Genomic DNA, 20,476 nt, shown 5'->3' with positions numbered 1-20,476 from the left:
GCGATGTAACCCATGTCTGCCCTAGCCGGCAGGCAGCCAGGACCCGCCCGGGAACTACACGAGGCCGGCCTGGCAGGAAACGGATACCAAACCGAGAACGGGTATCCGGAGTTAACAAGGTATGACGCCCGCAGGCGCCTATAGGGGCGGCTCCGTGCGGTGCGCGTACATACTGCCGTGAACACGGGATTCTCCCGTCTCACCGCCGTACCACCATAGCCTGCGAGCTTCAGCGGTGTTTTACCTTTGCGCAACGCAAGGAAAAGACAAACGCATGAAGAGAATGCTGATCAACGCAACCCAGCCCGAAGAGCTGCGCGTTGCACTGGTCGACGGCCAATGGCTGTACGACCTGGATATTGAAAACCGCACCCGCGAACAGAAAAAAGCCAACATCTACAAGGGTAAGATCACCCGTGTAGAACCCTCTCTTGAAGCCGCCTTCGTCGACTACGGTGCTGAGCGCCACGGCTTCCTTCCGCTTAAAGAAATTTCCCGCGAATACTTCAACAAACAGCCCAAAGACATCGAAGGCCGCATCAAGATCAAGGATGTGGTCAAAGAGGGTATGGAAGTCATAGTCCAGGTGGACAAGGAAGAGCGCGGCAACAAGGGCGCAGCCCTGACCACTTTTATCAGCCTCGCCGGCCGCTACCTGGTACTGATGCCCAACAACCCGCGCGCAGGCGGTATCTCCCGCCGCATCGAAGGTGAAGAGCGCAGCGATCTGCGCGACGCCCTGTCCGATGTGGAAGTCCCCTCCGGCATGGGCATCATCGTGCGCACAGCCGGCGTTGGCCGCAGCGGCGAAGAACTGCAGTGGGACCTCAACTACCTGCTGCAACTGTGGACCGCCATCAAAAAAGAAGCCGACGAAGCCAAGGCACCGCACTTCCTGTTCCAGGAAAGCAACGTCATCATCCGCGCCATCCGCGACTACATGCGCGATGACATCGGCGAAGTGATCGTCGATGAGGAAGGCGCCTACCAGCTGGCCGCCGAGTTCGCCCGTCAGGTGATGCCGAACTACGCCAACAAGGTGAAGTACTACGAAGACAACATCCCGCTGTTCAATCGCTACCAGATTGAAAGCCAGATCGAGACCGCGTTCGAGCGCGAAGTGAAGCTGCCCTCTGGTGGCTCCATCGTTATCGACGTCACCGAAGCGCTGGTCTCTATCGACATCAACTCCTCCCGCGCCACCAAAGGCGGTGACATTGAGGAAACCGCGCGCGCCATCAACCTGGAAGCCGCGGACGAGATCGCCCGCCAGCTGCGCTTGCGCGACATGGGCGGCCTGGTGGTCATCGACTTCATCGACATGCAGAACAAGTCCAACCAGCGCGAAGTCGAAAAGCGCATGGAAAAGGCCCTCGGCATGGACCGCGCCCGGGTACAGGTAGGCCGTATCTCCCGTTTCGGCCTGTTGGAAATGTCCCGCCAGCGCCTGCGCCCGTCCCTGGGTGAAACCACCTTCCGCGTCTGCCCCCGCTGTAGCGGCCAAGGCACCATTCGCGGCACCAAATCCCTCGCCCTGTCCATCCTGCGGCTGGTGGAAGAGGAAGCCAAGAAAGAGCGCAGCGCAGAGATTCGCGCGATCACTCCGGTGAACGTCGCAACTTACCTGCTCAATGAAAAACGCAAGGCCATCTCCAACATCGAAGCCCGCAACCACACTCGCGTGGTGGTGGTGCCAAACGCCGATCTGGAGACCCCACACTTCGAAGTGCTGCGCCTGCGCGATGACGATTCCACAACCGTTGAGACCTCCTACAAGATCTCAGGCACCATCGAGGAAACCGTCAACAAGAACCGGGAAGAAGAGCCCCTGCGCGCGCCGGTTGCCCAGCCTGCTGTACAGCAGATCGCACACACGGCGCCGGCACCAACTCCTGTGGCCAAGCCCAAGCCGAAAAGCGAGACGCCAGCCGAGCCTGGACTGTTCAGCCGCCTGATCAGCGCCATCGCCGCACTGTTTAGCAGCTCTGAAGAGAAAGAGTCCGACAGCAAACACAAAAAAGCCAAAGGTCGCGGCAAAAATTACCAGCAGCAGCGCAACCGCAACAACCAGCGCGGTGGTCGCGGACGCGGCCGCGGAAGTCGTGGCGGCCGTCGCGATGACCAGACTGGCGATGAGCGCGAAGAGCGGAAATCTGACAACCGCTCGCGTCGCGGCGACAGAAACCGCGACGACAGTGCGGCCGCCGAGCGCCGCCAGGACAGCGCCGAAACCTCACGTGACACTTCTCGCGACACATCTCGTGACAGCGCCCAGGACAGCCGCGACGGCCAACGTGATGGCCAGCGCCGCAGCCGCAGACGCCGCGGAGGCGACCGCGGTGATCGCCGCGAACAGCAACCGAACGTGGCGGAAGCTGAAAACACCAGCCTTGAAAACGAAGCGCAAGCATCGGATTCAGACCAGGACCAGCAGCGCCCAGCGCGTCGCCCAAGCAATGTGCGCGGACGACCGCAACCCCGCCGTCGCGGTCGTCGCGGAGAAACCGCCGATACCAGCGACAATGCGGAAAGAGCCGAAAGCCAGGAAAGCGCTGACAGCGAGCAGCAGGAGCTGAATCGCGAAGTCAATGAAGCCATTGATACAGCGGAGCGCGAAACGGCCGTCAGGCCTGCGCGCGCGGAAAAATCTGCCGCCGACAGCGAAAGCCCGCGCAAGCGCGATCCCTGGTCCGACAGCAAACCGCAGATATCCGCTGATTCAGCAGTGGAAGCGCCAGAGGTGAAGGCTCCTGAGGTCAAAGCTCCTGAGGAGAAATCCGAAGTTAAACCTGCTGCCGAGCCGGCCGAACGCCCGGTAAAAGCGGAGGCCACAGTCGAAACCCGCGACACGCACACTGCACAACAGCCCATAGTGTCCGAGGAAGCGGCGCCGGAAGCGGTCAGCGCGGAAGTACAGCCAGCCGAGGAAACTGCGCCCAAAGCCGAACAGGCTGCGGCAGCCCCTGCCGAAGCCGAAACCGCAGAAGTGGTTGAAACGGAAGAAGCTGGGGAAGTCGAGGCGGAAACGGTAGAAACCAAACAGACTGAACCCGCGGTGAGCACAGCGGCAGCTGAGACAAAAGCGACTGCGGAAGAGCCAGCAACCGCTGAGGTCACCCCTGTCGCTACCGCGCGCCAGCCCGGCCGTGCGGGGAACGATCCGCGTATCAACCCCAAACCGCTGATTGATTTCACCGTCGTTACCGCGCGCCCGGCAATCGGCGAACTGCGCCCGCTGGACACCGCTCAACCGGCAGAGATTGCCCATAAGCCACGCCCCCTGCAGCGCCCCGCCAATGACCCCCGTGTCAAACGCGATGTAGCAGAGGAAAATGGTTCCGGCTCCGCCGAAGCTGGCTGAGAACCTGTTGTTATACGGGAGCCCAATTGGGTTAGCTGATTAAAAATGCAGCTAACCCATTGAACTTCCTAAAAAAAATTGTCCGTGCACTTGTACCGGAAAAACAGCCCGGTATAATGCGCCAACAATTTGGAGGGGTGGCTGAGTGGCCTAAAGCACCGGTCTTGAAAACCGGCGAGTGTAACAGCTCCGTGGGTTCAAATCCCACCCCCTCCGCCATATAGAAGAACCCGGCTTTATGCCGGGTTTTTTTATACCTGCACTTTCTAGCGCGTCTTTCTAGCGCGTCTTTCTAGCGTGTCTTTCCAGCGTTCCTATCCAGCGCGCCTTTCAAACGTTCTCTGCGCGCCACGTTGCCCGTTCAACACAACATTACCTGCTACGCTGAATACTCGGATTCGATACCTGCCCTCCCCTTTTCGCTGCAAACTCGCCTGAATCTCCAGGCGATGTTCATCGTGCAATTTCGACAATCTGAGGACTCAGAAATGACCACCCCTTATACGAAACTCGATAAACAGAACGCCGCCGTCTTGATGGTGGATCACCAGGCTGGACTGATGTCTCTGGTGCGGGATATCGACCCGGACAGATTCAAAAACAACGTATTGGCCATGGCGGACTTGGCCGAATATTTCAAGCTGCCCACCATTCTGACCACGAGTTTCGAAGACGGCCCCAACGGACCGCTGGTACCCGAATTAAAAGAGAAGTTCCCGAATGCGCCTTATATTGCCCGCCCGGGCCAAATCAACGCCTGGGACAATGAGGATTTTGTCAAAGCGGTGAAAGACACCGGCAAAAAACAGCTGTTGATTGCCGGCATCGTTACCGAAGTCTGTGTGGCCTTTCCGGCATTGTCGGCCATCGAAGAAGGTTTCGATGTATTCGTGGTAACGGACGCCTCAGGCACATTTAACGAGTTCACCCGACATTCTGCATGGCAGCGGATGGCCGCAGCGGGTGCGCAAATGATGACCTGGTTCGGCGTCGCGTGCGAATTACACCGCGATTGGCGCAACGACATAGAGGGACTCGGCACACTGTTCAGTAATCACATCCCCGACTATCGCAACCTCATGACCAGCTACGCGCAACAAACGTCCGGAAAATAGCGAAGTCACCCATGAATAAACCTTCCCCCCAGATTGCTGCGCCCCCTGAGAATGCGATCACCCGCAGAAAAGCGGTAAAGAATGCGGCGGCGCTTGGCATGCTCGCACTGTTCGGTCCCCTGGCGGCGGGCGGGGCCCCCGGAGGAGAAACCGCCATGGCAGACCTGGTTCTGTATAACGGTAAAATCACCACGCTGGACCCGAAAAAGCCGGAAGTTACCGCAATTGCCATCCGCAACGGGCTGGTACTGGATACGGGCACTGACAAAGAAATCATGCGCCTGGCGGACAGCAAAACACAGCTAGTGGATCTCGATGGCAAGCGCGTTATTCCGGGCTTGAACGACAGCCATACCCACCTGATTCGGGGTGGACTCAATTACAACATGGAGCTGCGCTGGGAGAATGTTCCATCCCTGGCCGACGCTCTGCGGATGTTGAAGGAGCAGGCAGACCGCACGCCTGCGCCCCAGTGGGTACGCGTTGTCGGAGGCTGGTCCGAGTTTCAGTTCTCTGAACGCCGAATGCCGACGCTCGAAGAAATTAACAAGGCCGCCCCAGATACCCCTGTTTTTGTTCTCCATCTGTATTCACACGCGCTGTTGAACCGCGCCGCCCTAAAAGCAGCGGGAATTGACCGCAATACCCCAACCCGCCGGGCGGGGTGATAGAGAAAAATGCCAAAGGTGAACCCACTGGCATGCTGATTGCCAAACCCTCGGCGATGATTCTCTACTCCACACTGGCGAAGGGTCCAAAACTGCCGCTACAGGAGCAGATCAATTCCACACGACACTTTATGCGCGAGATGAACCGTCTGGGTATCACATCCGTCATCGACGCCGGTGGCGGCGGCCAGAACTACCCAGACGATTATGCGGTGGTGCAGAAATTACACGACGACGAGCAGCTCACCGTACGGATAGCCTACAACCTGTTTGCCCAGAAAGCCGGTTCGGAACTCAGTGACTACGAGCGCTGGGTTGCAATGACGGAGCCCGGTGCCGGCGACGACATGCTGCGGATGAATGGCGGTGGCGAAAATCTGACCTGGTCGGCCGCCGACTTTGAAAACTTCCTTGAACCCCGCCCCGACCTCGCTCCGACCATGGAGAAGGAACTGGAACCGATTGTCGAACTCCTGGCGGAGAAAGCATGGCCCTTCCGGATACATGCCACCTACGATGAATCTATCGACCGGTTTCTTACCGTGTTTGAACGGGTCAACGGAAAAACGCCGTTCAAAACCCGATTCATCATTGACCATGCCGAGACCATCAGCGAGCGTAATATTGAACGCATCAAAGCACTTGGGGGCGGCATAGCCACCCAGCATCGAATGGCGTTCCAGGGCGAGTACTTTGTCGATCGCTACGGCGCCGATGCCGCCAAGACGACGCCGCCCATCGCCAAGATGCTCGCTATGGATCTACCGGTCGGCGCCGGCACAGATGCTACCCGCGTCGCCTCATACGATCCCTGGACCGCGCTGTACTGGCTCACCACCGGGAAAACGGTGGGCGGACTATCGCTGTATGACCGCGAGAACATTCTCGACAGGGCCACTGCCCTGCGCCTGTGGACCCAGGGCTCGGCGTGGTTTTCCGGCGAAGACGATGTCAAAGGCAGCCTGGCACCCGGCCAGTATGCCGATCTCGCGGTGCTGTCTCAGGACTACTTCCATGTGTCGGATACGGCGATCCGGCAGCTTGTTTCGCAACTGACGGTCGTGGACGGAAAAATCGTTTATGCCGCAGGCCCGTTCGGCAAACTGGACCCTCCCCTGCCCCCGGCCAGCCCGGACTGGAGCCCGGTCAACCGCGAGCCATCGCCGGCCATGCGCCAAGCCAGTGCTGTGGCGCACGGACAGCAACCCGGGCCCGTTGCGCGCGCCTGCCACGAAGGATGCGCGAACGCCTGTGCGCTTCACGGCCACCGTCACCAGATCGCCTGGAATTCCCCTATTCCCGCACGTGATCCAAGGGATTTCTGGGGCGTCCTGGGCTGTTCCTGTTTCGCCATCTGAGACGCGGAAGGATAAAGGGTGTCGGTCGACCAGCACGTAGAAAACACCTCGGCGTGGGCGCCGTTTCGCCACAGTGCATTTGCGGTGCTGTGGATGGCGACCGTCATCTCCAATATCGGTACCTGGATGCACGATGTTGCTTCCGGCTGGCTGATGACGTCGCTATCACCATCTCCACTGATGGTGGCGCTGGTCCAGGCCGCCACCAGCGCGCCGGTATTCCTGTTCGCCCTCGCCGCCGGCGCCCTTGCCGATCTTGCCGGGCGCCGCAAGCTATTGATCACCGTCATGGTGCTGTTGTTTTTTAATACCCTGGCACTGGCTGGCCTGGTGTTCACAGACAGGGTCACGCCCTGGACCTTGCTCCTGTTCACATTTCTATCCGGTACCGGCGCAGCGTTTGTCGCACCGGCCTGGCAGGCGATTGTCCCGCAGCTGGTGCCACGGGCCGATCTGCAGTCCGCCATCGCCTTGAACGGCGTCGGCATAAATATCAGCCGGGCCATTGGACCCGCGCTGGCCGGAGCCATCATTGCCGCGATCGGCATTGCCTGGCCCTATCTGATAAACGCGGTGAGTTTTTTGGTGGTGATCGCCGCGCTGGTATGGTGGCACCCGCCACCCTCTCCCCCAAGCGACCTGCCCGCCGAGCGGTTCTTCAGCGCCATGCGCGCCGGATTGCGCTATGTGCGGGCGAGTCTCGCAATGCGCGCGACACTGATACGCGCTGTGGCATTTTTTCTGTTTGTCAGCGCTTTCTGGGCGCTGTTGCCACTGGTCGCACGCCAGGAGTTGAATGGTGGCCCGCAACTGTATGGCATTATTCTCGCGGCTGTGGGCGTGGGTGCCGTGGTGGGCGCGCTCTTTCTTCCCAGGCTGGCGAGAAAATTCGGCCCGGATCAACTGGTCGCACTGGGCACACTGGGCACGGCACTGGTTCTGATCGTTCTCGCGCTGGTCAAGCGAGCCGATGCCGCGATCTTCGCCAGTCTGCTCGCCGGCGCCTGCTGGATTACGGTGCTCTCGCGCCTGAATATCTCCGCACAGCTGGCGCTGCCCGACTGGGTGCGCGCCAGGGGGCTGTCGATCTTCATCACGATATTTTTCGGTTCAATGACACTCGGCAGCATCCTCTGGGGGCAGGTGGCAACGAGCATTGGCATTCCCTTTACCCAGCTGGTGGCGGCAGCAGGGGCGCTAATTGCCGCACTTCTCAGCTGGCGCTTCAGACTGTTGCAGGGAGACGAGCTGAATCACTCGCCGAGCAGCTACTGGCCACAACCGGTGGTCGCCAGTGACGTGTCGCTGGATCGCGGGCCGGTGATGGTAACCGTCGAATATCGTATTGATCCCGATAACATCCAGGAATTCGTGGCCGCGATCTGTGAGCTGAAGGCCTCGCGCCAACGACACGGAGCCTACGCCTGGGGGCTTTTTGAGGACGTGGCCGATCCGGGCCGAATGCTCGAATACTTTATCGAGGATTCCTGGGTGGCGCATTTACGCCACCACCGCCGCACATCGGTCCTGGACAGCGAGATCCAACAGCGCGTCCTGCGCTTCCAGGCAAACGGCAGCGCCCCGCGTGTTACCCACTATCTCGCGCCCGATCCCCTGCGTCCGGCCTCAGACCAGGCAGTGGTCGACGACCATTCCCTGCGTTGATGACATCACAAACCTTGTATGTGGTAGCTATTACCGGCGCTCTGCTGACCCAAGGCGTACTGGCTGATGCCGACGGCACACTGCCGCCATTAGCAAAGCTGCGGTTTGACGAAGATTATTCAGACATGCGCAACCAGCCGGCCGCAACGGGTTGGCCCGAGCGCGTAAAGTACATTCCCTTCGGAAAGTCCGGCCCGAGCTACGTAACCCTCGGCGGAGAAATCCGGCAGCGGTATGAGTACACGAACAATCCGACGTTTGGTCAAAGCCCGCAGGATGCCCATGGCGTCTGGTTTCAACGCTATTCGATTCTGGCCGACGTGCATTGGAGTCCGCGGTTTCGCCTGTTTGCACAATTAAACAGTGCGCTTGAAACGGGTCGAGCCGAAGGCCCAAGTCCCGTCGACGAAAACGAACTTGCCTGGCAAAACCTCTTTCTGGACATTGGCTTTGCCAGCGCTGACGCGCGCGTACTGACCCTCCGCCCTGGCCGCCAGGAAATTGTGCTCGGCTCCGGCCGACTGGTGGATGTGCGGGAGGGCCCCAACGTCAGACGTACATTCGACGGCGTCCGCGGGTTTTATCTCTGCGATCAGTTTCGCTTGGATCTGCTCGCTACCCGCCCCCGCACCGATGAACCCGGCGTATTTGATGACGAGACCAGCGACCGATACGCGCTGTGGGGCGCCTACGCAACCAAAGCGCGGCCGCTCGACACCGCGGGAAATCTCGACCTGTACTACCTGGGCTATGAAGACAAAAATGCGCTCTATGTCCAAGGCTCCGGCCGGGAGCACAGACATTCGATCGGACTTCGATACTGGGGCGAACAGAACGATTGGAGCTGGAATTGGGAAACACTGTATCAGTTTGGCCATTTCGCCCGCGATGACATCCACGCGTGGACGCTGGCGACGGAGACCGCCTACCGCTGGCAGCAGCACCCATGGAAACCACAGCTGCGCTTCAGCGTAAATATCGCCAGTGGCGACAAAAATCCGGACGATGGGACCCTGGGTACTTTCAATCCACTGTTTCCCCGCGGCAACTACTTCTCTGAAGCCGCCGTTCTAGGCCCGCGCAATTTTTACAATTTCCATACCTTCGTCAACATATTGCCCACTGCTGACTGGTCACTGACTGCCGACCTGAATTTTTTCTGGCGCCTGCAGACGGAGGATGGTCTATACAGTCCGAGTGGACAGATTATCCGCGCGCCAATGGGCAGCGACAGTCACTTCGCTACCACCGCCCTCTCATTGACCGCCGAATATACCTTCTTCCGCGGACTGGTGTTCACCGCGATTTATACGTTTGGCAATCCGGAAGCGTTTTTCCGGGACACTGGCCCTGCAGACGATCTGAGTTTTACCGAACTGACCTTGCAGTATAGATTTTGACCAACCTCGGAAAAATCTCTCGCGCCCCTCTTAAAACGCCATCAATTAATGCTTAATGCCGCCACCGGCACACATTCTTCCGGTAAACCGGGAACGCTTCGCCAATACTCATCAACACGATGAATAGAGCCCCCGAAACCACAGCGCCGCCGCCAATCCTGGTGGACACCGAAAGTATTCTCTCGTTCGCCATCGCATTGGGCCTGGGCCTGATTATTGGCTTGCAACGCGAGCGCACGACGGACCGCCTAGGGGGTATCCGCACTTTCCCGCTGATTGCCCTGTTTGGCGCTCTATCCGCCCATTTGGGCCGCAATCCGGGTATGGGCTGGATGATGCTCACCGGGTTGCTCATCATGACCGTGCTCATACTGCTGGGAAATCTGGAGCGATTGCGCGGTAGGGACGAGTACACCGGTATCACTACGGAAGTCAGTGCACTGCTAGTGTATTTGCTCGGAGCATTCCTGGTGCTTGGCGACAAAACCGTCGCTGTAGTCTTAGGCGCAACGATCGCCGTGCTGTTGCATTTCAAACCCGGAATGCACGCCTTTGCGGAAAAGCTGTCGGACAAAGACTTGCGGTCCATCATGCAGTTTGCCGTACTTTCACTGATCATTCTGCCAGTGCTCCCCAACCGCACCTTCGGTCCCTACGACGTACTCAATCCGTTTCAGATCTGGCTTTTGGTCGTACTGATCGTCGGTATCGGTCTCGGCGGTTACGCGGTATACAAGATGGCCGGCCCCAAGGTCGGCACTGTGCTCGGCGGGCTGATTGGCGGCCTCATATCGTCTACCGCGACCACGGTCACCTATGCCCGTATGGCGCGCAGCCAGAAGAAAGCTGTGGGTTTGGCGGCACTGGTCATACTGCTCGCCTCCACCAGTATGTTTATTCGTATGTTTGTGGAAATAGTTGCGGTGGCGCCACGCATGCTTAGCGCTCTGATCCCGCCACTGGGCATGCTGTTTGTGGTAAGCCTGACAGTTTGTGGCGTCGCCTACCTGCGTATCCAGCACCGCGAGAACGCCATGCCGGAGCCGGGGAATCCGGCGGAATTGAAACCGGCGCTGATCTTCGGTGCGCTTTACGCGGTGGTATTGCTGGCAATTGCCGCCGGTAAAGAGTACTTCGGCAGTCGCGGTATTTATGTTGTCGCCCTACTGTCCGGCTTTACCGACGTAGACGCCATCACGCTGTCCACCGCCAACCTCGCCGCTTCCGGTGCGATGGACGCCGATATCGCCTGGCGCGCGATGGTGATCGCCAGCCTTGCCAATCTCGTCTTCAAGCTCGGCGCGGCCGGGTTTCTCGGCGGCTGGATGCTATTGCGCCGTGTATTTGCACTGTTTGCCATCCCCTTTGCCGCGGGACTGGCTGCGCTCTGGCTGTGGCCTTAGGTGTACTCCTGATAGTCAGCCTCTTGAAAATACCAAACAGTTATATTCTTCGAAACAGGTGGACACGCCCGTCACGGGTTTGGCTAGTCTTAAGGAGTACACAATATTCGAACCCAGTTCGATTCCTTAAATACGGCCACCACAAACTCCGGGGCCAGTGGAACAATTTGGCGTGAAGTTTTCACCGATCTGGTTGATTGTCATCTGTACAGCCGCCGTTGGTGCGGCGTTGGGAATACTCCACTATTTCAATCTGGATGACGAAATTCTCAAACTGCTGCAGTGGCTCGACACGCTCGGGTGGCAGGCGGGTGTCTGGTTTATGCTGATCGTGGCCATCGCCATTGTTTTCCTGCTACCGGGCGTTATTTTCACCATGGGCGCAGGTTTTGTATTCGGTGTGCTGAAGGGCACAATTTATGTTGTACTGGGCACAGTTCTGGGAGCCGCGATTGCGTTTCTCATCGCCCGCTATGTCTTCGGCGAACGGGCCTCCCAGTGGCTTCTGTCGAAGATACACCCACCGAATCTCGGCGAAATCCTGCGGGACGAGGGCTGGCGTATGGTGATGTACACGCGCATGGTGCCATTCTTTCCCTTCAAGCTGTCGAACTACTTCTTCGGTCTTACACCTTTGAGGTTTCGGGACTTTCTCATCGGCAACTTGTTCGGGGTCATCCCCATCACTGTAAACAACGTATACATTGGCTCAATTGCCTCAGACCTTGCCAGTATTGGCACCGGACGTGCGGCGCGCACCCCAACTGAATGGACCCTCTACGGTCTCGGATTCCTGCTGGCGATTATCGCCATCATCGGCCTGACGCGGATGGCCCGCCGCGCGCTGAAGCAAAAAATCGGCGAAGGAGACCTTTGATGCCCTGGATGAAATGGCTTCCCTGGCGATTCTTTGTGCGCAAGTTCGCCACTGCCCATGGCTTCCTGGACCCCCTCGCGGTCATGGCCCGACTGCAGCGTTTTGCCGAGCCCTCGGAAGTCAGTGAACCAATTGAGCTGTTGCGCGCGGGTGTGATCTTCCACGCCCGCGCGCTGATGAACAGCAAAGTCATTCAGCACAACCTGGATTGGGTGTGGCCCTACTGGATCGAGCGCCAGTTCGATCCGGCGGATGTCTCGTTCATCCCGCGCGCCTTTTCCATTACCCACTGCAATCTGAGCCATCGCAACTGGACCGCAGTGGGCGTGCCCGGCAGTGAGGAAATGCCTATCGTCGATCCCCGTGGGCTGCTCACCCCCCACTACGACGGCTGGTCCATTGACAGCTGGGTCATCGGCGACGACGGTCAGGATCTCTTCCCCTCCCAGCACAATCAGGTCACACAGCACCTGGACCTGCAAGACGGTGTGGCGGTAGTCACAGAAACGCAATCGGATCACGCCACACTTGTCAGCCGTGTGTGGGCGGAGGTGGATGAGCGCAACAACAATTGCCTGCTGCAGTTGCAGGCGCAGCACAGAGCCGGCGGCTGGCTGGTCGTCGCACTGCGGCCGTGTAATCCAGAGGGCGTGGCCTTCATCAATAAAGTGGCACTCGATCAAAATCGCAGCCACTGGTTGATCGACAGTAAAGACCGGATTTTCTTCGACCGCCCGGTGGATCGCCACCACGCCTCTGACTATCGCAAAGGCGACATCGCGCTATACCTGCGCGAGGAAGGCAACGAGACACACGCAGAGTGCGACGTGGGCATGGCCACCGCGGCCGCACTGTTCCGGCTTGAGCCGGGAGAATTGTTCGACACCGTGGTAAAAATCCCACAGCACTGCAAACTCAACAGCGGCAATGCACCCGCTGGCTGGAAGCAGAATCTTGCGCATCACTGCGCCATGTCCATTCCCGACCCGCAAATGCAGTTTCTCTACGACGCCGCGGTGCGCACGCTGGTGCTCCATTCGCCCTACGATGTCTACCCAGGGCCCTACACCTACAAGCGATTCTGGTTCCGCGACGCCGCCTTCATGATTCAATCGCTGCTGCACGCCGGTCTGCTGGAGCGCGCCGAACGCGCCCTGGAGCGTTTTCCCTCGCGCCAGAAGCGCGACGGCTATTTCCATTCCCAGGATGGCGAATGGGACTCCAACGGCGAAGCGCTGTGGATCATCGACCAGTACTGTCGCATTACCGACAGCAAGCTCAAGTCTGAGTGGCTGGACCCGGTGCTGCGCGGCGCACAGTGGATTGACAACAAGCGCATGCCAAAAGACGGTAGCCTCACCGGCGGTCTGCTGCCCGCGGGATTCAGCGCTGAACACCTCGGCCCCAACGACTGCTATTTCTGGGACGATTTCTGGGGTATTGGCGGGCAGCTCGCCGCAGTAGCCATTTGCCAGCGCGAGGGACACCAGCAGGATGCGGATACGTTCCAGAGACAGGCCGATGACTTCATGCTCACCATTGACGACGCACTGCAAAAATGTGCAGAGCGCCTCAAGCGCCCCGCCATGCCGGCCTCGCCCAAACGCCGGTTGGATGCCGGCGCTATAGGTTCCATTGCCGCCGGCTACCCGTTGAAACTGTACCCCGAAGACGACGCGCGCCTGTTGGACCTGGTGGAATTCCTGATGGAAAAATGTTTTGTGTCCGGTGGTTTTTTCCAGGACATGATCCACTCGGGAATCAATGCCTACCTCACCATTCACGTAGCGCAAGTGCTGTTGCGCGCGGGTGACCCGCGTTGCATTGAGCTGATGCGCAATGTCGCCAATCTCGCCTCACCCACCGGTCAATGGCCGGAGGCCATTCATCCGCACTCTTTCGGCGGTTGCATGGGCGACGGCCAGCATGCCTGGGCTGCGGCCGAATGGGTCACCATGCAACGCAACTGTTTTGTGCGCGAAGAGGGCGAAAGCCTGATCCTCGCCTCCGGCCTGCCACCGGAATGGCTGCGCGATGCGAGCGCGCAAAAGCCGATCCGCTTTGGCCCCGCGCCCACCCATTTCGGAACTATCTCCCTGGAAATCACTCCAGGAGTAAGACCCAGAATTTCCTGGTCGGGAAAATGGCACAGGGACGCGCCCACCATTGAGGTCCGCGCCTTCGGTTATAACGCGGAAATTGCCGAAGCCGGTGTGGAAATGATGGAGTTGCAGCCCAAGTGAACATCGTCATGCTCACCAACACCTACCTGCCCCATGTGGGTGGCGTGGCGCGATCGGTGGATGCCTTTAGCCGGGAATACCGCCGACAGGGACATCAGGTTCTCGTGGTGGCTCCGGAGTTTGCGGAGAAAATCGACAACGAAAAAGATGTTGTGCGTATTCCCGCCATCCAGAATTTCAACGGCAGTGACTTTTCCGTGGCCCTGCCCTTATCCGGCGAGCTGACGGAGAGGCTCGACTTTTTTGAGCCGGACCTGGTCCATTCACACCACCCGTTCCTGCTCGGCATGACCGCCCTGCGCATTGCCCGCAGCCGGGAATTGCCGCTGATTTTCACTCACCACACCCTGTACGAACGCTATACCCATTACGTACCGGCGGATTCAGAGACACTCAAGCGCTTTGTGATCGAACTCGCGACCCGCTATGGCAACCTGGCGAGTATGGTATTTGCCCCGAGCGAGAGCGTCGCCGACCTGCTGCGCGAACGCGGTGTAAAGCGCCCTATCGCCGTAGTGCCTACCGGCGTACAGTTAGAAAACTATCGCAATGGCGACGGCGCCAGCGCCCGCCAGCACTACAACATCCCACAGTCTGCTTTTGTTATTGGCCATCTCGGGCGGCTTGCGGAAGAGAAAAACCTGGATTTTTTAACCGACGTCGTGATCGAACTGATGCACCGCAACGACGACATACATTTCCTGGTGGTCGGTGCAGGCCCGATGCAGCAACGGATACGTAGCCTCTTCGATACCCAGAGCCTCTCTTCACGCCTGCACCTCACCGGTACACTCCAGGGCGACGCCCAGCGCGATGCCTACAGCGCGATGAATGTTTTCGGATTCTCCTCCACCAGTGAAACCCAGGGAATGGTGCTGACTGAAGCCATGGCCGCGGGCGTACCCGTGGTGGCACTGGACGCAAGCGGCTGCCGGGAAGTGGTGGAGGACCGGATCAATGGCCGCCTGGTACTGAAGCACAGCACCCGCGAAATGATCGCGGCCCTGCAGTGGGTACACGATCTCGCACCGGAGGAATACCAGCACCTGTGCCAAGCCGCATTGCAGACCGCGGAGCGCTTCTCCATGGAAAACTGCGCAGCCTCCGCACTTCGGCACTACCAGTCTCTTGTTCACCAACACTGGCCACTGGACGACTCCCTTTACGCCCAGTGGATGCGCCTGCGCAACACCATCGGCGCACAGTGGGAAATTCTCGAAGGCGTCACCGGTGCCGCCACCGCCGCGCTCGACCCGGATCATGTATTGAAAAAATGAGTCGCGGAAGAATGACAGCTGAAGGACAGGTGGACGCAGCCCCATGATTACCCGCCTTGAGAGCACTCTGCGCCGCTGGCGTCGCAAGATCAGCCGCAGTGAGTGGCTGGCACGGATGCTCAAATTACAGATCAACGAACGCGATCCCGACGCGCCCGCACTGGTTTTGATCCAGATCGACGGCCTCGGCCGCCCACAGCTCGACCGCGCGCTCGCCGACGGCAAAATGCCCTTCCTGAAACGGCTGATTGAGCGCGAACACTACCATCTGGACCACATGTATTCCGGCGTTCCGGCAACCACGCCTGCCGTACAGGCGGAGATTTTCTACGGCGTGAAAGCGGCTGTGCCGGCCTTCGGCTTTATGTCCACCGATTCGCAGGAAATGCTGCGGATGTACGAATCCAACGCAGCCACGCAGGTGGAACAGAAACTTAAAGACACAGGTCACGAGCCTCTGCTGAAACACGGCAGCTGTTACGTCAGCCTATTCAGTGCCGGTGCCGAATTCAATGATGCACACTACTGCGCGGCCACCTATGGCTGGGGAAACAGTCTCAAACAGGCCGGCCCGTTGGCGCTGCTGGTACTTTTGCTGGCGAATATCTGGAGCCTGATCCGCACCGGTGCGCTATTGCTCTTGGAATTGATGTTATCCGTGGTGGACTTTTTCCGCGGCCTCATCGACGGCCAGGATTTTATTCGTGAGCTGATGTTCATCCCCGCCCGCATCGGCATCACCATACTGCTGCGCGAGCTCTCCACTGTGGGTGTGAAGATCGACATCGCCCGCGGCCTGCCGGTGATCTATATCAACTTCCTGGGGTACGACGAACAGGCCCACCGCCGCGGCCCCAGTTCCAAATTCGCCCATTGGACCCTGAAGGGTATCGATGACGCCATTGCGCGCATCTGGCGCGCCGCGCACCGCTCCTCGCGCCGTCACTACGATGTGTGGATCTACTCAGATCACGGCCAGGAAGACAGTATCCCCTACGAGACCCTGCATGGGCGCAGCCTGGCCGATGCAGTGAGCGAAGCCCTCTCCAGTCTGCCGCAAAGCCCCAAGGGCTATCTCGCCAACGGCGATCACGGCATACAGCTGCAGCGGATACGCCTGTTTGGCGGCCAGTGGGTACAGAAGCTCTTTCCCGTCGGAAAACAACAAGATCAACGTGGAGGAGAGACCCCGATGGCGCTCTCCGCCATGGGGCCGCTGGCGCTGTTGTACAACATCCATTGCAAAGATACCCCTCACGCCGAGATCGCCAGGCTGATCGTGGAAAAAACCAAAGCCCCCATGGTGCTCTATGAAGACCCCAACGCCACGGAAATAGGCCCCGACGGCAACGCGATAACCAAAGTGCGCGGCTGGTGGCGCCAAGGTGCCTTCTCTCTGCCAGAAGACGGACATCTCGTGTTCGGTGACGAACACCCGTTTGTCGATGAGGCCGTAGAGGATCTGGCGAACCTTTGCCGTCATCCAGACGCCGGCGATTTTGTCATCAGTGGCTGGTGCGCCGGCCACGAGAGCATCAGTTTTGCAATCGAAAGTGGCAGCCACGGCGGCGCTGGCCCCAATGAGACCCACGCCTTCGCATTGATGCCCGGCGACATCCACTTCCCCAGTGACGGCAAAGAACACTGGCGACCGAAGGATATCCGCGATGCGGCGCTCAGGTTCTTGCGCGCGCAGCCCGCGCGGAAACTGAAATCGCCACCGGCGGTTACGGTGGTCTCATCGGGCAATGCCGAAACACTCTCGTCTACGGTATCGGCGCCTGCCTCCCGTGAGGGCGAAACAACAAAACACCCCACGACGACAAAAATCCTGCGGGTAATGACGTATAACGTGCACATCTGCGAGGGCACCGATGGCAAGCTCTCCCCGGAGCGCATCGCGCGGGTCATCGCACGCTATTCGCCGGATGTCGTCGCGCTGCAGGAGGTGGATGTTCGACGCCAGCGCACCGGCGGTATCGACCAGGCGCACCAGATCTCGCAGCTGCTGGCCATGGATTTCCACTTTCAGCCCGCCATGCACCTGGAGGATGAGCGCTACGGCGACGCCATCATGTCACGCTTTCCGGTGCGCTTGATCAAGAAAGGCATACTCCCGGGCCCGCCGACAAAGTCACGCCTACCCGGTTTCGCCGAACCGCGGGGCGCGCTGTGGATTGAAATGGATTTTCATGGCGTAAAGATACAGGTATTCAATACTCACCTCGGGCTCAGCAAGGCGGAGCGTCTGCGGCAGATTGACGCCCTGACAGGAAAGGAATGGATGGGCAGCAGCCAATGCCAGCGGCCGCGCATACTCCTGGGGGACTTCAACGCCCTGCCCGGCTCCCAGGAGATCAGACGGGTTTCCGAATTGCTCAACGATACGCAACTGAAACTGAAAGGCCACAAGCCCAAGGGCACCTTCTTCAGCCGGCTGCCCAAGGCGCGCATCGATTATGTGTTTGTAGATCCGGAGCTCGAGGTCAATGACATCCACGTACCCCGCAGCGAACTCACCCGACAGGCGTCAGACCACCTGCCCCTGATCGTCGATCTCAGGGTGACGATCCCGATGGCCGGCCATGTCGGTCAAGAGCAACAGGGCGACTGATCCCCTGCCTCCAGCAACTCGCGCACCTGGGCTTCCCTGGCATCGCGCATGCCGGCGGAGCGCCCCTCCTCAAGCGCAATCTCCAACGGCACCCCCTTTCTTGTGCGATAGATCGCCCATACCGCCCCCACCCGGTTGCCGGACGCACAGTGCAGGAGTACCGGTGCAGCAGAAGCATCCTCAAGAACTTTTCCGAGTTCCGCAATCAACGCGTCAGAGGGCACACCAGCGGCAACGGGAAGGTTTACATAACGCATTCCGGCCGCCTCAACCGCCGCCTTTTCCTCTGCGGTCCCCTCCTCCGGTGTCCGCAAATCAATGATGGTGCGGAAGCCCTTCTGTTTCAGGGAATTCACCTCCGCAAGATCTATACTGCCTCCAGTGGCCAGTTGTGGGCGCAGGCGATTGTAATTCGCCACAATCGCCCCCATCTCGTCCGCAGAAGGCACCTGTTTTATTGATGTTTGCGCCTCCTGTGCCTCTGACTCAGCGGCCACAGCGGGGGTTGTAAGCAGAGTGAAAGCACAGAAAAACAGTGCCCACAGATATTTTGACAAATTCATTTCCAATCCTCGGTTTTACGCGCTATTTTGCCCCAAGTTTTTAAAGAAGGTCGAACCCGGTGCCTACTTGAAGGTCCAATGCACTGGTTATATGATCCCGGAAGATTTTATGTTCACTAGCAGGAGACGCTAATGCAGCCGCAAGTTTATTCACAGTCCGGAGCGCTGGAACGCTCGGAAGCCGCCAAGGTATTGCGTAACACCTACGCATTGCTGGCGATGACTGTTCTTTTCAGCGCAGTCACCGCTGGTGTGTCCATGGCCATCGGCATGGGCCGTGGCATGAGCCTGATCTGCTCCATCGCCGCCATCGCGCTGGTTTGGTTCGTACTGCCGCGCACCGCCAACTCCGCCGCCGGCGTGGGTGTGGTGTTCGCGTTCACCGGTCTGCTGGGTGCCTCTCTCGGCCCGATGCTGAACCACTATGTCGGCCTGCCCGGCGGTGGCCAGGTCGTTATGCAGGCGCTGGGCACCACCGCGCTGATCTTCTTCGCGCTGTCCGCCTATGTGCTGACCACCCGCAAGGATTTCAGCTTTATGGGCGGCTTCCTGTTTGTCGGCCTGATCGCGGTGCTGGTGTGTGCCCTCGGTATGATGATTGCCAGCTTCTTCGGTGTGTACATGCCGCTGGCGAGCGTAGCCCTGAGCGGTGTGATTGCCCTGCTGTTCTCCGGTTTCATCCTGTACGACACCAGCCGTATCGTGAACGGTGGTGAAACCAACTACATCATGGCCACCACCTCCTTGTACCTGAACATCCTGAACCTGTTCACCAGCCTGCTGCACATCTTCGGATTCGCTTCCGACGATTAATCGGCACGCGCTACAGGATCAAACAGTGCCCCGCTCTGCGGGGCATTTTTTTATCGGCAAAACAATCGGTCTGCCAATGCAATTCACCCTCGTCGTTTACGGCGCACCCCACGCCTCCGAAGGCGCCGCCACCGCACTGCGCTTTGCCCGTGCCGTGCTCGCGTCCGACCATGAAATCTACCGGGTGTTTTTCTACGGCGACGGCATCCACAACGGCAGCGCCCTGGCCGCGCCACCGCAGGATGAACAGGATCTGCTCGCCCAGTGGCAGCAACTGCAACAAGCGCACAATCTGGACCTCACCCTGTGCATCGCCGCCGCACAACGCCGCGGTGTGCTGAGTGAGAGCGAAGCCAAACGCCTGGAAAAGCCCGCCGCAAATATCGCCGCCGGATTTACCCTGGCGGGGCTCGGGCAACTGGCAGAAGCCGCGGCGCTTAGCGACCGCGTTGTGACCTTTGGAGGCTGATGCGATGCCCCGCAAATCCATACTCGCCATCTGCCGCCACGCGCCCTACGGCAATCCCCTCGCCCGCGAAGGGCTGGAAGCGATCCTCGCGTGTGCTGCCATGGATCAAGTTCCCGCGGTACTGCTGATCAACGACGGCGTGTTCCTGCTGCTGGAGCAGGATGCCCAGCAGATCGGCGAGAAAAACCTGCGCCGGAATCTAACCGCGCTGCCCATGTTCGGCGTGGAGACCCTGCATCTGTGTGAGCGCAGCCTGCGGGAACGCGGCATCGACCCGGCGCAGTTGAGCCTCCCCGGCACAGAACTGAAACTGCTGCAGAATCCCGGCGCGTTTATCGGCGGGTTCGACCAGGTACTGAGTTTTTGAAATGACCTTGCATATCGTTAATCAGTCCCCCTATGCCGGCAGTGCCCTGAGTGACTGCCTGAATGCGCTCCACCCCGGCGACGCTGTGGTGCTGATCGAAGACGGCGTTTATGCGGTCAATGACCCGCGGCTGTCGGCATCGGCCGACAACAGTTTCTGCCTCGGCGCCGACGCAATCGCGCGTGGCGTAACCGTTCCTGAGAGCATCGAAACCATTGATGAAGCCCGCTGGGTCGCGCTCTGCACCGAGCACAATCCCATCGTCAGCTGGTTCCGGTAAAAG

Annotated in this window: 14 protein-coding genes, 1 tRNA gene and 1 pseudogene; 15 read left to right on the top strand and 1 reads right to left on the bottom strand. The window is 59.3% G+C overall.

Annotation, left to right across the window (positions count from 1 at the left end; translation table 11 throughout):
* Positions 1 to 274 precede the first annotated feature (274 nt).
* The 11 genes and pseudogenes from rne to GNX18_RS04585 all read left to right on the top strand — a co-directional run bounded on the left by rne (position 275) and on the right by GNX18_RS04585 (position 17,981).
* On the top strand, positions 275 to 3,361 hold the full coding sequence (rne, locus tag GNX18_RS04635; RefSeq protein WP_166215680.1) for a ribonuclease E: 3,087 nt from the start codon (positions 275 to 277) through the stop codon (positions 3,359 to 3,361).
* A gap of 131 nt (positions 3,362 to 3,492) precedes the next feature.
* Positions 3,493 to 3,580: transfer RNA gene (locus GNX18_RS04630), tRNA-Ser, on the top strand.
* Between the two features lie 230 nt (positions 3,581 to 3,810).
* A complete protein-coding gene (ycaC, locus tag GNX18_RS04625; protein WP_240914235.1) occupies positions 3,811 to 4,476 on the top strand; it encodes an isochorismate family cysteine hydrolase YcaC in 666 nt (221 codons plus the stop codon).
* A gap of 11 nt (positions 4,477 to 4,487) precedes the next feature.
* A pseudogene (locus GNX18_RS04620) lies at positions 4,488 to 6,502 on the top strand (amidohydrolase).
* Between the two features lie 18 nt (positions 6,503 to 6,520).
* A complete protein-coding gene (locus tag GNX18_RS04615; RefSeq protein ID WP_138236237.1) occupies positions 6,521 to 8,167 on the top strand; it encodes an MFS transporter in 1,647 nt (548 codons plus the stop codon).
* A complete protein-coding gene (locus GNX18_RS04610; RefSeq protein ID WP_205828062.1) occupies positions 8,167 to 9,567 on the top strand; it encodes an alginate export family protein in 1,401 nt (466 codons plus the stop codon). Before GNX18_RS04615 ends, GNX18_RS04610 begins: the two co-directional genes overlap by 1 nt.
* Positions 9,568 to 9,686: 119 nt before the next feature.
* Positions 9,687 to 10,970 carry an MgtC/SapB family protein gene (locus tag GNX18_RS04605; RefSeq protein WP_166215678.1) on the top strand — a complete coding sequence of 428 codons (1,284 nt, stop codon included), beginning with the start codon at positions 9,687 to 9,689 and terminating at the stop codon, positions 10,968 to 10,970.
* 157 nt (positions 10,971 to 11,127) lie between these two features.
* A complete protein-coding gene (locus GNX18_RS04600) occupies positions 11,128 to 11,847 on the top strand; it encodes a TVP38/TMEM64 family protein (protein WP_240914232.1) in 720 nt (239 codons plus the stop codon).
* Complete coding sequence (locus GNX18_RS04595) at positions 11,847 to 14,090, top strand: hypothetical protein (RefSeq protein WP_166215676.1); 2,244 nt, start codon at positions 11,847 to 11,849, stop codon at positions 14,088 to 14,090. The genes GNX18_RS04600 and GNX18_RS04595 overlap by 1 nt, the downstream gene beginning before the upstream one ends.
* Positions 14,087 to 15,367: a glycosyltransferase gene (locus GNX18_RS04590; protein ID WP_166215674.1), complete on the top strand. Its 1,281-nt coding sequence runs from the start codon at positions 14,087 to 14,089 to the stop codon at positions 15,365 to 15,367. Before GNX18_RS04595 ends, GNX18_RS04590 begins: the two co-directional genes overlap by 4 nt.
* 43 nt (positions 15,368 to 15,410) lie before the next feature.
* Complete coding sequence (locus GNX18_RS04585; RefSeq protein WP_166215673.1) at positions 15,411 to 17,981, top strand: endonuclease/exonuclease/phosphatase family protein; 2,571 nt, start codon at positions 15,411 to 15,413, stop codon at positions 17,979 to 17,981.
* On the opposite strand, the gene GNX18_RS04580 is transcribed toward GNX18_RS04585, so the two are convergent.
* Entirely contained in the window at positions 17,960 to 18,544 is a 585-nt protein-coding gene (locus tag GNX18_RS04580; RefSeq protein ID WP_166215671.1) for a beta-lactamase hydrolase domain-containing protein, read from the bottom strand. The genes GNX18_RS04585 and GNX18_RS04580 overlap by 22 nt on opposite strands.
* 132 nt (positions 18,545 to 18,676) lie before the next feature.
* Between GNX18_RS04580 and GNX18_RS04575 the strand changes: the two genes are divergently transcribed.
* From GNX18_RS04575 to tusB, 4 genes are all read left to right on the top strand, one after another.
* A complete protein-coding gene (locus tag GNX18_RS04575) occupies positions 18,677 to 19,357 on the top strand; it encodes a Bax inhibitor-1/YccA family protein (RefSeq protein WP_138236230.1) in 681 nt (226 codons plus the stop codon).
* 76 nt (positions 19,358 to 19,433) lie between these two features.
* A complete protein-coding gene (gene tusD / locus GNX18_RS04570; protein WP_166215669.1) occupies positions 19,434 to 19,826 on the top strand; it encodes a sulfurtransferase complex subunit TusD in 393 nt (130 codons plus the stop codon).
* Positions 19,827 to 19,830: 4 nt separating this feature from the next.
* Positions 19,831 to 20,193: a sulfurtransferase complex subunit TusC gene (tusC, locus tag GNX18_RS04565; RefSeq protein ID WP_166215667.1), complete on the top strand. Its 363-nt coding sequence runs from the start codon at positions 19,831 to 19,833 to the stop codon at positions 20,191 to 20,193.
* A gap of 1 nt (position 20,194) precedes the next feature.
* Complete coding sequence (gene tusB / locus GNX18_RS04560; protein ID WP_166215665.1) at positions 20,195 to 20,473, top strand: sulfurtransferase complex subunit TusB; 279 nt, start codon at positions 20,195 to 20,197, stop codon at positions 20,471 to 20,473.
* Positions 20,474 to 20,476: the final 3 nt, after the last annotated feature.

The sequence above is a fragment of the Microbulbifer sp. SH-1 genome (genome assembly GCF_011326135.1).
GTDB lineage: Bacteria > Pseudomonadota > Gammaproteobacteria > Pseudomonadales > Cellvibrionaceae > Microbulbifer > Microbulbifer harenosus.
Note: the sequence above shows the minus strand (reverse complement) of the source record. Positions and strands in the feature narration are given on the sequence as shown.

What these genes read in the sequence shown, in the direction of transcription:
- GNX18_RS04605 (WP_166215678.1), top strand. Translation starts at nt 9,687, where the DNA reads ATGAATAGAGCCCCCGAAACCACAGCGCCGCCGCCAATCCTGGTGGAC.
- tusB (WP_166215665.1), top strand. Translation starts at nt 20,195, where the DNA reads ATGACCTTGCATATCGTTAATCAGTCCCCCTATGCCGGCAGTGCCCTG.
- GNX18_RS04585 (WP_166215673.1), top strand. Translation starts at nt 15,411, where the DNA reads ATGATTACCCGCCTTGAGAGCACTCTGCGCCGCTGGCGTCGCAAGATC.
- tusC (WP_166215667.1), top strand. Translation starts at nt 19,831, where the DNA reads ATGCCCCGCAAATCCATACTCGCCATCTGCCGCCACGCGCCCTACGGC.
- GNX18_RS04610 (WP_205828062.1), top strand. Translation starts at nt 8,167, where the DNA reads ATGACATCACAAACCTTGTATGTGGTAGCTATTACCGGCGCTCTGCTG.
- tusD (WP_166215669.1), top strand. Translation starts at nt 19,434, where the DNA reads ATGCAATTCACCCTCGTCGTTTACGGCGCACCCCACGCCTCCGAAGGC.
- rne (WP_166215680.1), top strand. Translation starts at nt 275, where the DNA reads ATGAAGAGAATGCTGATCAACGCAACCCAGCCCGAAGAGCTGCGCGTT.
- GNX18_RS04580 (WP_166215671.1), bottom strand. Translation starts at nt 18,544, where the DNA reads ATGAATTTGTCAAAATATCTGTGGGCACTGTTTTTCTGTGCTTTCACT.
- GNX18_RS04595 (WP_166215676.1), top strand. Translation starts at nt 11,847, where the DNA reads ATGCCCTGGATGAAATGGCTTCCCTGGCGATTCTTTGTGCGCAAGTTC.
- ycaC (WP_240914235.1), top strand. Translation starts at nt 3,811, where the DNA reads ATGTTCATCGTGCAATTTCGACAATCTGAGGACTCAGAAATGACCACC.
- GNX18_RS04575 (WP_138236230.1), top strand. Translation starts at nt 18,677, where the DNA reads ATGCAGCCGCAAGTTTATTCACAGTCCGGAGCGCTGGAACGCTCGGAA.